General features: G+C 43.1%; 11 protein-coding genes. 4 read left to right on the top strand and 7 right to left on the bottom strand.

The window, feature by feature from the left end:
• Positions 1-173: 173 nt before the first annotated feature.
• Both OQE68_RS04880 and OQE68_RS04875 read right to left on the bottom strand, forming a co-directional pair.
• A complete protein-coding gene (locus tag OQE68_RS04880; RefSeq protein ID WP_180567262.1) occupies positions 174-1,556 on the bottom strand; it encodes a class II fumarate hydratase in 1,383 nt (460 codons plus the stop codon).
• A gap of 146 nt (positions 1,557-1,702) precedes the next feature.
• Entirely contained in the window at positions 1,703-2,941 is a 1,239-nt protein-coding gene (locus OQE68_RS04875) for an HDOD domain-containing protein (RefSeq protein WP_180567263.1), read from the bottom strand.
• Between the two features lie 99 nt (positions 2,942-3,040).
• Here OQE68_RS04875 and tadA point away from each other — a divergent pair, with 99 nt between their 5' ends.
• Positions 3,041-3,547: a tRNA adenosine(34) deaminase TadA gene (gene tadA, locus OQE68_RS04870; RefSeq protein ID WP_180567264.1), complete on the top strand. Its 507-nt coding sequence runs from the start codon at positions 3,041-3,043 to the stop codon at positions 3,545-3,547.
• A gap of 57 nt (positions 3,548-3,604) precedes the next feature.
• Here the strand turns inward: tadA and mltF are convergent, their stop codons facing one another.
• On the bottom strand, positions 3,605-5,035 hold the full coding sequence (mltF, locus tag OQE68_RS04865; RefSeq protein ID WP_180567265.1) for a membrane-bound lytic murein transglycosylase MltF: 1,431 nt from the start codon (positions 5,033-5,035) through the stop codon (positions 3,605-3,607).
• A gap of 364 nt (positions 5,036-5,399) precedes the next feature.
• Between mltF and purL the strand changes: the two genes are divergently transcribed.
• Both purL and OQE68_RS04855 read left to right on the top strand, forming a co-directional pair.
• Entirely contained in the window at positions 5,400-9,305 is a 3,906-nt protein-coding gene (gene purL / locus OQE68_RS04860; RefSeq protein WP_180567408.1) for a phosphoribosylformylglycinamidine synthase, read from the top strand.
• A 225-nt stretch (positions 9,306-9,530) separates the two neighbouring features.
• On the top strand, positions 9,531-9,857 hold the full coding sequence (locus OQE68_RS04855) for a YqfO family protein (protein ID WP_180567266.1): 327 nt from the start codon (positions 9,531-9,533) through the stop codon (positions 9,855-9,857).
• 136 nt (positions 9,858-9,993) lie between these two features.
• Here the strand turns inward: OQE68_RS04855 and OQE68_RS04850 are convergent, their stop codons facing one another.
• Positions 9,994-10,539, bottom strand: coding sequence for an NUDIX hydrolase (locus OQE68_RS04850; protein WP_180567267.1), 546 nt, complete (start codon positions 10,537-10,539; stop codon positions 9,994-9,996).
• Positions 10,540-10,594: 55 nt separating this feature from the next.
• Positions 10,595-10,972, bottom strand: a complete 378-nt coding sequence (locus tag OQE68_RS04845) for a DUF3135 domain-containing protein (protein ID WP_180567268.1) — start codon at positions 10,970-10,972, stop codon at positions 10,595-10,597.
• A 446-nt stretch (positions 10,973-11,418) separates the two neighbouring features.
• Here OQE68_RS04845 and OQE68_RS04840 point away from each other — a divergent pair, with 446 nt between their 5' ends.
• On the top strand, positions 11,419-12,042 hold the full coding sequence (locus OQE68_RS04840; protein ID WP_180567269.1) for an NUDIX hydrolase: 624 nt from the start codon (positions 11,419-11,421) through the stop codon (positions 12,040-12,042).
• A gap of 72 nt (positions 12,043-12,114) precedes the next feature.
• Here OQE68_RS04840 and OQE68_RS04835 read toward each other — a convergent pair whose 3' ends face one another.
• Both OQE68_RS04835 and OQE68_RS04830 read right to left on the bottom strand, forming a co-directional pair.
• Positions 12,115-13,377 carry an HlyC/CorC family transporter gene (locus tag OQE68_RS04835; protein WP_180567270.1) on the bottom strand — a complete coding sequence of 421 codons (1,263 nt, stop codon included), beginning with the start codon at positions 13,375-13,377 and terminating at the stop codon, positions 12,115-12,117.
• Between the two features lie 108 nt (positions 13,378-13,485).
• Positions 13,486-14,289 (bottom strand): cytochrome C assembly family protein, encoded by an 804-nt coding sequence (locus OQE68_RS04830; RefSeq protein ID WP_180567271.1) that lies wholly within the window; start codon positions 14,287-14,289, stop codon positions 13,486-13,488.
• Between the last annotated feature and the right edge of the window lie 171 nt (positions 14,290-14,460).

Genomic DNA, 14,460 nt, shown 5'->3' with positions numbered 1-14,460 from the left:
CGCAAAAGTCAGTGGATATGGAGTAGGGTATTCAGTCGCCTAAGGCATGGATGCCTTGTTAGCTCCTGATAGACCAGGGATGGTCTTTCAGGAACGGCGAGGAATAGCCTGTTATTCCATATCGCACTCAACACTCTTTGAAAAAAGGAGCTAGGGGGAGTAAACAAAGAAAATTACCCTTGAATGCCGCCTTCCGCTAACTTGGCTGGGTCAAGTAGTTTCATTAATTCTTCACGGCTTAAATCTGTAGACTCTTCTGCTACATCAATAATTGGCCGGCTTTCCTGATAGGCTTTTTTAGCAATTTCAGCCGCTTTTAAGTAGCCAATAATGGGGTTTAAAGCAGTGACTAAAATGGGGTTTTTAGCCAAAGGCGCTTTTAAGTTATCTTCTCGCACTTTAAAACCTTCAATGGCTTTATCGGCTAGCACAGTGGCACCGTTTGCCAGTAACTCAATACTTTGCAGTAAGTTGTAGCCAATGACAGGAAGCATCACATTTAATTGGAAGCTGCCGGACTGAGCCCCAATGGTAATTGTGGAGTCGTTACCAATTACTTGTGCTGCAATCATAGCCACTGCTTCTGGAATCACTGGGTTAACTTTACCTGGCATAATACTACTGCCGGGTTGTAAAGCAGGTAATTCAATCTCTCCTAACCCTGCGAGCGGACCACTGTTCATCCAACGTAAATCATTGGCTATTTTCATTAAACTAACAGCAACAATTTTTAATTGTCCTGATAGCTCGGCAGCGGTATCTTGACTGCTCAAGCTTTCAAAAAAACTACTATTGGGTTCTAAGGCTAACCCAGTTTCTACACTTAGGCGGGCAGCCATTTTGCTGGCAAATTCTGGGTGGGCGTTTATCCCAGTGCCTACTGCTGTGCCACCTTGAGCTAACTTATGAAGCCGAGGCAGAGTGGCTTCTATACGGTCTATGCCATTGGCAACTTGTAAAGCCCAGCCTTCTAATTCTTGCTTCATGGAAACCGGCATAGCATCCATTAAGTGAGTGCGGCCTGTTTTAGTGTATTCAGCCAATTGATTGGCTTTATTGGTTAAGCCGTCTTTTAGGTGGTGAAGTGCAGGTAATAACTGCTCTTTAAGACCAATAGCGGCGCTCAGGTGAATAGCAGTGGGGATAACATCATTACTGCTTTGCCCCATATTGACATGGTCATTAGGGCTGACAGTTTCATTTAGTTGTTGGCTTGCTAGGGTGGCTAAGACCTCATTCATATTCATGTTACTACTGGTGCCAGAACCTGTTTGGAAAACATCTACAGGGAATTGCTCTAAGTGTTTTCCCTCAATAATTGGCTGGGCGGACTGAGCAATGGCTTCGCCAATGGGGTTGGAGAGAAGCTCCAGCTCAACATTGGTTAATGCAGCAGCCTTTTTAATTAAAGCCAGGGCTCTGATAAATAGAGGTGGCATCGCCAGGCTACTGATGGGAAAATTATTGATAGCCCTCTGGGTTTGAGCTGCGTATAGGGCCTGAGCAGGGACCTGAAGCTCCCCCATACTGTCTTTTTCAATACGAAATTCAGTCATAACTCACCTGTCTTGGTTTTTGTTAATAGTAATGATTTTTATTATTATCTTCTATGTCTATTAATTCCTATTCGGCAGTTAGCTTGATAGTAAGTGCCTTCTGAATAATGCCTGGATTATGAGTTAGGAATATGGCTGGCTGTAGGTTATTTATTGGCCACTAATGCATGAAAACTCTCCATGTTTTTATCCGCTTCTTTTTTAATCTGTAAGCTGAATTGTGGGTTAAAATCGCCAATGCCAATATGCTTAGATGCAGGAATTAGACTGATTCGAGGCAGCTCAGGAAAGTGTGTGCGATTGAACATGGCATAGTGTAATTGGGCCATGATTAAAAGGTTAGTGTAGTCTTCTGGCTTACTGCTGACATAATACCAGTCGTGGCTGTGTAATGCGGCCTCTGCAATATCTTCTGGGAAGTTCCATTTATGTAAGATCGCTTGAGTTATACGACGACCATACTCTTGGTTGAGTTCATCTAATTCAGCGATAGTACACTCTTCATCGGTATTATCGGCATACAACACAATAGGAATAAAACCAATGTTGTGTACCAAGCCAACCAACAAGGCTTTTTCTGGATTGAACTGATTGCTGTGTTTCGCTAAGGCGTGGCTTAAGCAAGCCACTTCAACGCTCTCACGCCAGAATTCATTAATCTGTGGCCGTAATAGGCGACTTTTGACTTGTAAAAGTTCCTGTAAACTAAGAGCAATCACCAACTGTTCTGTTGCTTTGGTACCGAGCTGGGATATAGCGCCAGAAAGTGTATCGCAAGGGTTGATTCCTCGAAATAAGGGACTATTAGCCGCTGCTAATACTTTGGCAGCAATTGCAGGGTCTTGTTTTAAAATTTGAGCGATGTCATTAAGGTGGTTGTTGCTTCGATTTAACTCTTCTTTTACCGCTACGGCGATTTGTGGCAATGTTGGGAGTTGTAGCCTGTTTTGGGTCAAATCCTCTGAAAACTTATCAAAGAAAGATTGCTCCTCTATTTCATCTTCGTGGATTAATGAACTTAAGGTTGTTCTGTTGCTACTTAAAAACTGATCAAGCCGGCTTTGATCAAACACCAGCAGTTGGCTTTTTTGGGTGGTTTCACCTTTAAATAGTCTAGGTTTCAGTCTTGCCAGTGGTGCAATGGCTTCTTTACTATCCGCTATAATCGTTTTACTAATACCATCGGCAGCAGTAAGTTTTATTGCCCCGCTGAGTAAAAAGTACTCTTTATCATCTGTTTCACCAATATTAAATAAGGTTTTTTTGGCGCCAACCGATAGCTGCTCACAGGCAGCTGCAATTAATATCAGTTGTTGCTTGTTAAGATTTTCAAAACAGGCAAAGCGCTGTAGTACATCAAGAGGGGGCTGATTGTTTTTTTCCATTGCCCATTCCTTGGCTGGAAAATTCTATTCGCTGATATAGTTATTTATTTTAGTGTAGACCGTTATTGTACAGTCAGTAAGATCACTTGAGACCAAATAATGACAGTAGTAAGTAGTAGCCAAGTTGATATTAACTGGATGCATCAGGCAATTGAGCTTGCTCAGCGAGGCGCTAAAGCTGGAGAGGTACCGGTGGGTGCGATTGTCGTCTATCAGGGTGATGTCATTGGGCGAGGTTTTAACCAGCCGATTAGTAGTCATAACCCTGTTGCTCATGCTGAAATGATGGCTTTAATCGAGGCTGCACAACACTTGAACAACTATCGGCTGGTTGATTGTGATCTCTATGTGACGTTAGAACCTTGCACCATGTGTGCTGGGGCAATTATTCATAGTCGAATTAATCGCTTGGTGTATGGTGCTTATGAGCCTAAAGCGGGTGCAGCAGGGAGTGTGACAGATGTCTTTAGTCAACCACAGATGAACCATATTGTTGAAGTGACAGGGGGGGTATTAGCAGAGGAGTGTGGGCAACTGTTGTCTGATTTTTTCAAAGCGCGTCGTCAAGCTAAAAAACTGCTGAGACAACAACAAAAAGAACAATAATAAAGTTATGGTGTAGCAATGGTATTAAAAAATCTTTCTAAAAGACAGGATGCAAAACTAGCCGTCTTTAATGCCGGGGGAGTGCTCACTTTTAGCAACGGGCAGGTTTTCAATTTGGGGAACAGTCAGCCATCGTAGTAAATCGTAATAGCGGCGAATGTTTTGCACATATAATACCGGCTCATAACCCCTGGCATAGCCATATTTAGTCAGCTGATGCCATTGTTTTTTGGAAAGGAGTGGTAAACTCTCTTTGACATCAACCCATTTATTAGGGTCACCACCACGTATTTCAGTTAGCTTTCTGGCATCTTGCAAATGGCCATAGCCTACATTGTATGCGGCCAGTGCCATCCAGGTTCGGTCTGGCTCTTTAATATCCTGGTTAATACGCGCTTTTATTTTTTTAAAATAGCGACTACCTCCCATAATACTTTGCTTTGGGTTTAACCGATTAGCAACACCCATTTCTTTAGCGGTGGCACGAGTTAGCATCATTAGGCCTCTCACCCCGGTGGGCGATTTTGCTTTAGGTCGCCAGTGGGATTCTTGATAACCAATTGAAGCAAGTAGTCGCCAGTCCATGTCATAAGACTCGGCGGCTTTTTCAAAGTAATTACGGTATTTAGGCAGCCGCTTTTGCATCTGCTTGGTAAAGGTCTTAACCCCTACATAATTAATTTGTTCGACATGACCATAAAAGCGCTCATAAAGATGGGCCAAAGTGCCGTTGGCTTTAATTTTGGCAAAAAATAAATTAGCCCGGTTGATTAAGCTAGCATCAACACTTTTGGGAAATGCCCAGGCGAGCTTGTCACTTGGAGCAAGGTCAAAGGCAACCCGGATATTAGGGAAATAAATAAAGTTCATGGCAAGCTCGTTGGAATCAACCACTGTGTAGTCGATTTCGCCATCATTGACCATTCTTAGCAGGTCAATATTTTCATGTACTTCCGTGGTTTCCCAGGGGATAGGAATTTGATCGCTGTACTGTTTAAGTCGTTCGGCATGACTGGAGCCTGCCAGTACTAGAAATTTACCTGGGGATAGGTCGGCAAATGATTTGGGCGCTTTCAGTTTAGCGTTATAAATCAGCTGCTGAGTAACATCCATGTAAGGCTGGCTAAAATGTACCTGTCGTTGGCGGTGGTCGGTGACAGCTAAACCAGCAGCAGCCAGGCTAATGCGTTGAGCTGCACCGTTATCAGCAAGGGCATGGAAAATATCGGGAAGCGAGTTTGCGGTGATAATCGTTAACTTGACACCTAACTCTTTGGCAAAACGTTTAGCTAACTCAAACTCAAAACCTGTCGGCTGCTCTTTGCCTTGATAGTATGTGGTGGGGCTATTACGGGTAACAATAATCAGCTCTTTTTGTCGTTTAACCTGCTGCAAAGAGGTGGGTTGTTCACAACCTGTTTGCAACAGACAGACAAACAAAGTGAGTAAAAGTCTTATTGTTGTATTGCTATAAAAACAACCAGTCATTCGGTTACGTAAATTACTTGCATGATGTACATCACAAATTTTCAGCCATCATACTTTAACCTAGGTGTTTCATAAAGTTCTGCATAACCTTATTTGCTCATTGTTTCAACAGAGAATATTTTTTCAGCCACTCGAAATCTCTAAAACGAGCCTTTTCCAAAAATTTCGCTGTGAAAGTCTATGCACTTACAAATAAGGGCTCTACATCATTTTTATGCGAATTCATAAAACATCCGGATTAAGTTATCTACAATTGGAAAACCAGGTGTAGCGTGTTGACCATTAAGACAAGTAGCTGCCTGAGGTCAGATACAGTATGATACGCCCGATTTTCAACCCTCATCGCTCACTCAGAGGTCCTAGAATGCTTGAGTTGCGTGGAACCCCTGCACTATCCGACTTTCGTCGTCAGAAGCTGTTACAAAAACTGAAACAACTTCATCCGGAAACAACTGATATTTATGCAGAATATATCCATTTGGTGGATTTGGCAGAGCCATTATCTGTCAAAGAACAAACTGTTCTAACCAAGCTGCTGACTTATGGTCCGAATATTAAAGAACACCACACTCAAGGTGAAAGGCTGCTGATTATTCCTAGGCCTGGTACTATCTCCCCCTGGTCAAGTAAGGCGACCAATATTGCACACAATTGTGGTCTGCAAAAAATAAAGCGGGTTGAGCGTGGTGTAGCTTATTTCATCACAACCAATCACCCGTTAAATAAAGGGCAACTGCAGACATTATCACAGTCACTGTATGACCGAATGACTCAAGCAGTCTGCTATACCACAGATGAAGCGGTGGCTTTATTTGCAGAGGACGCTCCAGCACCATTGAACTATATTCCTGTCCAGGAAGAGGGGCGAGAAGCATTAGTGCAAGCAAATACGACGCTTGGCCTGGCATTAGCGGATGATGAGGTCGACTATTTATACGACAGTTATCAGAATAAATTACAGCGAAATCCTACAGATGTTGAGTTAATGATGTTTGCCCAGGCAAACTCAGAGCACTGTCGTCATAAAATATTTAATGCCAGCTGGTCAATTGATGGTGAACAGCAAGGTCGCTCGCTATTTGCGATGATCAAAAATACTTACCAAATGCACAAGGAAGGGGTGCTATCTGCTTATAAAGATAATGCAGCGGTTATTGAGGGACATCAGGCTGACCGCTTCTTCCCCAACCCGGCAACCAAAGAATACGGTTACAATCAAGAGGATGTGCATATCCTCATGAAGGTGGAAACCCATAACCACCCCACTGCAATTGCTCCCTACCCTGGTGCTTCTACCGGATCTGGTGGCGAAATAAGAGATGAAGGTGCAACGGGATGTGGGGCTAAACCCAAAGCAGGCTTAACAGGTTTTACCGTTTCTAATTTAAAAATCCCTGGCTTTACTCAGCCTTGGGAAGTCGATAATGGTAAGCCAAACCGGATTGTGTCTGCACTGGATATTATGGTGGAAGGCCCACTGGGTGGTGCGGGGTTTAATAATGAGTTTGGTCGCCCGAATTTGTGTGGCTATTTTCGAACCTACGAACAAACCATTAATGGGCCTGATGGTGATGAAGTCAGAGGTTATCACAAGCCAATCATGATAGCGGGTGGTTTAGGCAACATTCGCGCTGAGCATGTGGAAAAAGGTGAGATCCCTGTTGGTGCCAAGCTGGTTGTGCTTGGTGGCCCGGCGATGCAAATTGGTCTGGGGGGCGGTGCCGCTTCATCCATGACTACCGGTGAGAGTACCGAGGATTTAGACTTTGCTTCTGTGCAGCGGGATAACCCGGAAATGGAGCGTCGTTGTCAGGAAGTCATCGATCAGTGCTGGCAGTTGGGTAGTGATAACCCGATTGCATTTATTCATGATGTAGGTGCAGGTGGACTTTCCAATGCGTTTCCAGAACTGGTGAGTGATGGTGACCGCGGAGGAAAGTTCGAGCTGCGTAATGTCCCCAATGATGAGCCAGGTATGTCACCTCTGGCGATCTGGTGTAATGAATCTCAAGAGCGCTATGTATTAGCTGTTGCCCCAGAGAACCTACCCCAGTTTGAAGCGATTTGTCAGCGTGAGCGCTGCCCTTATTCCATTGTGGGTGAAGCGACTGAAGCAAAGGACTTAGTAGTTACTGATGAACATTTCGACAATAAGCCAGTAGAAATGCCGCTTGAGGTATTGTTAGGCAAAGCGCCACGGATGCACCGGGATATTACACGGGTAAAAACAGAGCAGGTAGCATTTAACAGTAAGAAAATTGACTTGGCTGATGCTGCTGAGCGGGTGTTGAAGCTCCCAACAGTAGCCAGCAAAAGTTTTTTGATCACTATTGGTGACCGTACTGTGACTGGCTTAGTGGCTCGTGATCAAATGGTTGGCCCTTGGCAGGTGCCAGTAGCAGATGCTGCAGTGACAACTTCAACACTGAATAGCTTTACTGGTGAAGCTATGGCAATGGGAGAGCGTACGCCAGTAGCACTATTGGATGCAGCCGCTTCAGGCCGAATGGCGATTGGTGAAGCCATTACTAATATCGCTTCTACTAAAATCAAGCAAATCAGTGATATCAAACTGTCTGCCAACTGGATGGCGGCGGCAGGTCACCCAGGGGAAGACGCTAACCTCTATGACGCAGTCAAAGCAGTAGGAATGGAGTTATGCCCGGAGTTGGGGGTTACGATTCCAGTGGGTAAAGATTCCATGTCGATGAAAACCCAGTGGACCGATGAGCAAGGTAATGATAAGTCGGTGACTTCTCCACTGTCTTTAATCATCTCGGCATTTGCGCCTGTTGAAGATGCTCGTTTATCTTTGACGCCACAGCTAAGAACAGATCAAGGTGAAACAGTTTTACTGTTTATCGATTTGGGACAGGGTAAGAATCGCTTAGGTGGCTCAGCATTAGCGCAAGTTTATAATGCGGTTGGCCAACAAGCAGCTGACTTGGATGACCCTCAATTACTAAAAGGTTTTTTCTCTGCAATACAAGCATTAAATGCTGAGCAAAAGTTGTTGGCCTATCACGACAGATCGGATGGTGGTCTGTTTACTACGCTGGTAGAAATGGCTTTTGCTGGCCGTACAGGTATTTCTATCGACTTAACTGGGCTTGCAGCTAGCCAAGAGGAGTTGGCTGCAACATTGTTTGCTGAAGAATTAGGTGCTGTGGTTCAAGTTAAACAAGCTGACTTGGCAGTTGTAAAGCGGCAGTTTGAACAAGCAGGTATTGCTGAGCTGGTTCATGAAGTTGGTCAGCTTAATGCTGCCCAGCAAATAGACTTCAAACTAAATGGCCAGCAGGTGCTGAGTAATAGCCGTCAACAGTATCAGCGCTGGTGGGCTGAAACCAGCTATCAGATTCAAGCCCTTAGAGACAACCCCGGCTGCGCACAGCAGGAGTTTGACCAACTGTTGCAGCAGAATGATCCAGGGCTGCATGCTGAATTGAGCTTTAAGTCTGAGGAAAATATAGCAGTTCCTTACCTAAACTTGTCCGCAAAACCCAAATTAGCTGTATTACGTGAGCAGGGGGTGAATAGCCAGGTTGAAATGGCTGCGGCTTTTGATCGGACAGGCTTTACCTCAGTCGATGTTCACATGAGTGATATCTTGTCAGGAAAAGCTTCGCTTGCTGAGTTTAAAGGCATGGCTGCCTGTGGTGGCTTTTCTTATGGAGACGTCTTGGGTGCTGGTGAAGGCTGGGCCAAGTCAATTCTATTTAATGATGTCGCCAGACAACAGTTCGCTGATTTTTTTGCCAGACAAGATACGTTTGCGCTAGGGGTATGTAATGGTTGTCAAATGCTGTCGAATTTGCGAGAGCTAATTCCGGGTGCAGAGCACTGGCCCCATTTTGTTCGCAACCAGTCTGAGCAGTTCGAAGCCCGTTTAGCCATGGTTGAAGTGCAGGATTCTCCTTCGGTTTTATTGCAAGGCATGGTTGGTTCAAGAATGCCAATCGCTGTTTCTCATGGCGAAGGTTATGCAGAGCTAACAGCTGACCGGCAGCAAAATCTGGATGCAGCAAAACAAGTAGCCTTGCGCTATGTCGATAACCATGGCCAAGTGACGGAAGCTTATCCTGCTAATCCTAATGGCTCCCCTGCCGGTATTACTGGGGTCACAACTAGCGATGGGCGCGTCACTATTATGATGCCGCATCCTGAGCGAGTGTTTCGCACAGTGCAATACTCTTGGGCGCCTGATAGCTGGGGAGAGGACTCTCCATGGCTACGCTTGTTCCAAAATGCACGGGTTTGGCTTGGGTAAGTCATTAACCAATATTTAAAATCAAAAAGCCTGGCTATTTTCCAGGCTTTTTGATTTTGGAGGGGGTTGAAAAACTAATGTGCTTGAAAGTGCTGTGTTAAAAATTAGCTCAAAATGCTCATTTATTAAGTATAAACTCCGCCTTTTTGCTGATTTTTGCCTTGTCTTTGCTGTACTCATAACATATTACAATACCCACTTTATATCAGGGAGGCGAATTATCAAATGTATAAGATAGCGGTTTTTATTCCAGAAGAAGCATTAGAATTAGTAAAAAGTGCCATGTTTCAAGCTGGTGCAGGAAAAATTGGGGATTATGATTGTTGCTCTTGGCAAGTAAAGGGGCAGGGGCAATTTCGACCACTGGCTGGTAGTAACCCTTATTTAGGACAAACGGATCAGGTAGAAACAGTTGAAGAATATCGGGTGGAAATGGTTTGTGCTGATCAGTATGTGTCTAATGTAATTCAAGCTATGAAGCAGGCTCACCCTTATGAAGAGCCTGCATATGATGTATGGCAGTTAGCTGACTTGTATACCCTTCGCGAATGACTTTTAGGGTTTGTTGTCATCGTTCTTCACCCCAATCATTGATAAAAACATAAACTCATGGGGCTTCATCGCTCGACGGCCGCCCCTAAAAGCCATTCGCTTTGGCTATAATTAGTTGGATGAGTTAAAGCTAGCTTTATCGCTTTTTGATCGATTGAGTAATATCTTCAACCCTGACCGGAAAACTACCTGATTGACGATCGACAAAGTAATGCTGAAGGGTTTTTTCGATGGTAGGGAACGCCAGTTGCTGCCAGGGTATATCAGTTTCATTGAATAATTGAACGTCATAAGATTCTTCTCCAGACCCAAACTTTGGTTCTTTAAGTTGGGCGCGGAAAATCATATAAACCTGGCTGATATGGGGTAGATTAAAAACAGTGTATAACTCTAGTTGTTCTACGGTCGCCAGGGCTTCTTCCCAAGTTTCTCGTTGAGCGGCCTGAAGAGTCGTTTCGCCTAGCTCCATAAAACCTGCAGGAAGTGTCCAAAAACTCTTTCTTGGCTCAATAGCTCTTTTGCAAAGCAGTATTAATTCTTTATAAACGGGCAGGCAACCTGCAACTATTTTAGGGTTTTGGTAGTGGATGGTCTGACAGTGACTGCACACATAGCGAGGGCGGTTGTCACCTGTCGGAATGAAGAGTGCAACCAGCTTTCCACATTGAGAGCAGTATTTCATAGCCTCGCCTTTTTCCATTTGAGGCTATGAGTATATACTGGATAGTGATGTGAAGTTAAATAGAGGGTGCAGCTGTGCGGCGGCTGGTTAAGCAAATTACATCAGCAGGAGCCGTTCCATCTTCAGCAGGCAGTTCGCCATTGAGTCGTTTGCGAGTAAGTTGTGCATGCTCAGGGTCGGTAAGAGATAGTTGCAGTTGATGTAAAGACTCATACATTAGTTTTGATATAGCAACACAAGCACTCATAGGGTTTGATGATTGGCGGATTTTCATATCAACCTGAAATTGAATGCCGCGTAATCTTCTTTGGTATTCAGGGGGGGCGTCTTGGATTGCTTCTTCAATTAACTGTTTCCTGAGCCTTTCCAGATCATCTGGCTTGTTATTGGCGAGAAACAACAACTCATCAAAATCTGGAAGGTTTGACTTCATATAATCACCCATTACTTCTTCATGAATTACAGCTTCATCCTTTAACCTGCGCCTGTTTCCGTTTGACAGAGCTAACTGATGAAACTTTATCCTACCTGACTATTAGAACACTTGTATGTTGACTGATTCACACGCAATTTAGAGGCCAGCTAGAATAAGCAGAAAAATAAGGAACTCTGAAATAAAAAAGGTAACCAAAACAGAATGTTAGGCTGTCAAGTTTAGACTAAGTGCTATTTTAGTTTTGTAGAGGTTTTATTAGATGAATTTGCTATATGTGCCTGTGAAGTACACTGACATCACTGCGTGTTGCTGAAGCTTATTATTTCTTTCACAATAGCAGCATTACATTAACTTTAATGGCAGAAGCCACTGCTAATTTGCCAGGAGCTGGTGTCATAATCCAAGGACTGAGTCTCTGTTAAACATTATGTTTTCTATAATTAATGATAAATAAACTGTATAAAGCCCTAACGAACAACCCTGAAAGTGAGCTGGCTGTAGATTTGCCTGAAGCGGCTGTATTGCTACCTATAACGGATCACCCTAGAAATCCAGAAATTATTTTTACCTTACGTGCTGCTCACTTATCTACTCACAGTGGTGAAGTGGCTTTTCCTGGTGGTAAGCGGGATGAGTCAGATCAGAGTTTGTGGTTTACTGCGTTGAGGGAGTCTTATGAGGAAATCAATCTTACTGCAGACCATGTTACGCCATTAGGCCGGCTCAACCCTTTAGCTTCCCGATTTGGATTAAAAGTGGTCCCATTTGTGGGGTTAATTCCATCCCAGGTAGCATTAACCCCAAACCTGGATGAACTGGACTTGATCTTTAGGGCACCCTTGGCATTTTTTTTAGAGCCAAGACACCTGAAATTTGATCAGATTGAGTTTTTTGGGGAGTTTTATCAGATTCCTTATTTTTGTTATGAGCAGTTTAAGATCTGGGGGCTAACTGCACTGATGCTGGTTGATTTGCTAAATATTGGCTTTGATGCAGATATCAGTTGTGACTGGCCTCAACGAGACCCTGAAATTATTGATAAATTTGTCAGCATGAAGAATAAGTAATCTGAATATTTCTCCAGCCGATATATGTTTAGGTGAAATATTCAGTTGTAAGCCTTGCTTTATTGAGAGGGGCTATCTTTTCTTTTTTAGTGAAACTTTTGCTTGCTTAATAACATTGTCTTTAATTTGTAGAATTTCTATTAAGTAGGTGCCTACTTTTAAGCAAACTTTGGTTTCGGGAATAGTTTCAAGATACTCAGTAATCAATCCATTTAGTGTTTTAGGACCATTGCTGGGTAGGTCCCATTTCAATAGTCGATTGATGTCTCGAATATTAGCTGAGCCATCAATGAGAAAAGAACCATCAGGTTGTACTTTGATACCCTCACTATCATCAGACATATCGGTGGTGAATTCACCCACAATTTCTTCAAGAATATCTTCTAAGGTAATTAAACCTTCAACATCACCATATTCATCTACAACAAAGGCAATACGTAACTTTTCTTTTTGAAAGTTAAATAGCTGAGTGTGTAATGGTGTGTTCTCTAAAATAAAGTAAGGCTCTGCAATTTCCTGTAATAAATCTGCTTTACTTGGTGTGCCAGTCGCTAAAAAGCGAGCCGCATTACGCATATGAAGGACGCCAATAATGTTGTTGATATCGTCTTTATAAATAGGTAAGCGAGTATGCTGACAGTCTTGTAGCTGGCTAATGATAGTTTCTATGTCATCGTCAATATCAATACCAATAATCTCTTGGCGGGGCACCATAATGTCATCAACGCTGACATTTTCTAGGTCTAAAATGCCTAATACCATTCCTTTGCGCTTGCGGGGAATAATACCTGGTGTTTCATGAACTAGAGTGCGAAATTCCTCGGTGCTAAGGTGGTCTTGCTGATTTTCATTAGGATTGACACCAAATAAACGCAGTAAGTTATTGGTGATGCCATTAATAAGCCAGACCACTGGAAATAATAAGATGAGTAGTGGGCGTAAAAGGTATGCTGCTGGAAACGCAATACGCTCTGGGTGTAATGCTGCTAGTGTCTTAGGTGTTACTTCGGCAAAAATCAAAATAACTAGAGTAAGTAGCACTGTTGCTATAACAATGCCTGCTTCCCCCAAAACTCTAATGGCAATTACAGTAGCTATTGAAGAAGCAAGAATATTAACGAAGTTATTGCCGATTAAAATGACCCCGATGAGCCGATCAGGCCGCTCAAGCAAACGGCTGGCGAGGGTAGCCGCACGATGTTTGCTATTGACTAAGTGACGAAGCCGGTAGCGGTTTAATGCCATCATCCCGGTTTCGGAGCTGGAAAAAAATGCTGAAAGTAAAATGAGTACAAACAGGGCTCCAAATAGGAAGCCAAGGGGCACTTCGTTCAAGAATTAACCTCATGTTGCCAAGCGTAATATGCTCACCCAAATTGTTCATGAATAAGTGGTTACGAAAAAACCAGTAAGCACTTGGATGAGTTTGTTTGTTAAATCAGTTTATCTTCCCTGCAAAACCAGGTCTAGCACAAACTTGCTGCCAAAATAAGAAAGCATAAGTAGTGTAGTGCCACTAATCGTCCATTTAATTGCGGTATTGCCTCGCCAGCCTAACTGATGGCGACCCCATAATAGGGTGGCAAAGACCAGCCAAGCGAATATAGATAAGAGTGTTTTATGAGCCAAGTGTTGTGCTAGTAAGTCATCAACAAATAAAAAGCCAGTGGCAAGTGATGCAGTAAGTAAAATTAAACCTGCCCAGACAAACTCAAATAACAGACTTTCCATTGTTTGTAGTGGTGGAAAAACTTTAAGGATTCCCTTGAGCTGATGATGTTTGAGCTTATAGTTTTGGTAAGCCAGTAGAACAGCCTGAAAAGCCGCAATAGTAAGAATACTGTAGGCCAGAATTGAAAATAGGATGTGGCCAAGCATACCAAAATCACGCTCAGGTATGACGGTTTTTGGTGCATCTTGGGTCACAGCAAAAATGATTGTTAATGCTGCTAGTGGTGCAAGAAATATTAACAGGCTTTCGACAGGCTTTTTTAAAGCACTGAGTAATACAATGTTAATAATCATCCAGGAAATAACTGAGCTGACATTATAAAAGCCTAGGTTAATACCGTTTGGCTCATGAATAAGCAGGTAGAGACTGATTGCTTGAAGTAGGGATGCACTAAAACCCAGAAATAAAACAAGAGATTTACGGAACTGTTTATTTTGCTTGATGGCCAGTGCCTGACCTATAGCAGTCGTGCAATAACAGATAATAGCAAACAAGCTAATGATGATTATATTCATAACTGTATAAAAGGCTGGGTCATTATGTACTGCAATCGTCCATTCTGCATAAAAGTTTATCCAGGTAAAGGCTTATTTTATTGAATAACTGGAAAATAGCTTAGTTTCCTTTGACATTGCTTGGTTTAATAGGCAGCGGCTGTTGAGTTGCGTTATAATCACAGCGAGTTA

Source organism: Spartinivicinus marinus, assembly GCF_026309355.1.
Taxonomy (GTDB): Bacteria; Pseudomonadota; Gammaproteobacteria; order Pseudomonadales; family Zooshikellaceae; genus Spartinivicinus; species Spartinivicinus marinus.
Note: the sequence above shows the minus strand (reverse complement) of the source record. Positions and strands in the feature narration are given on the sequence as shown.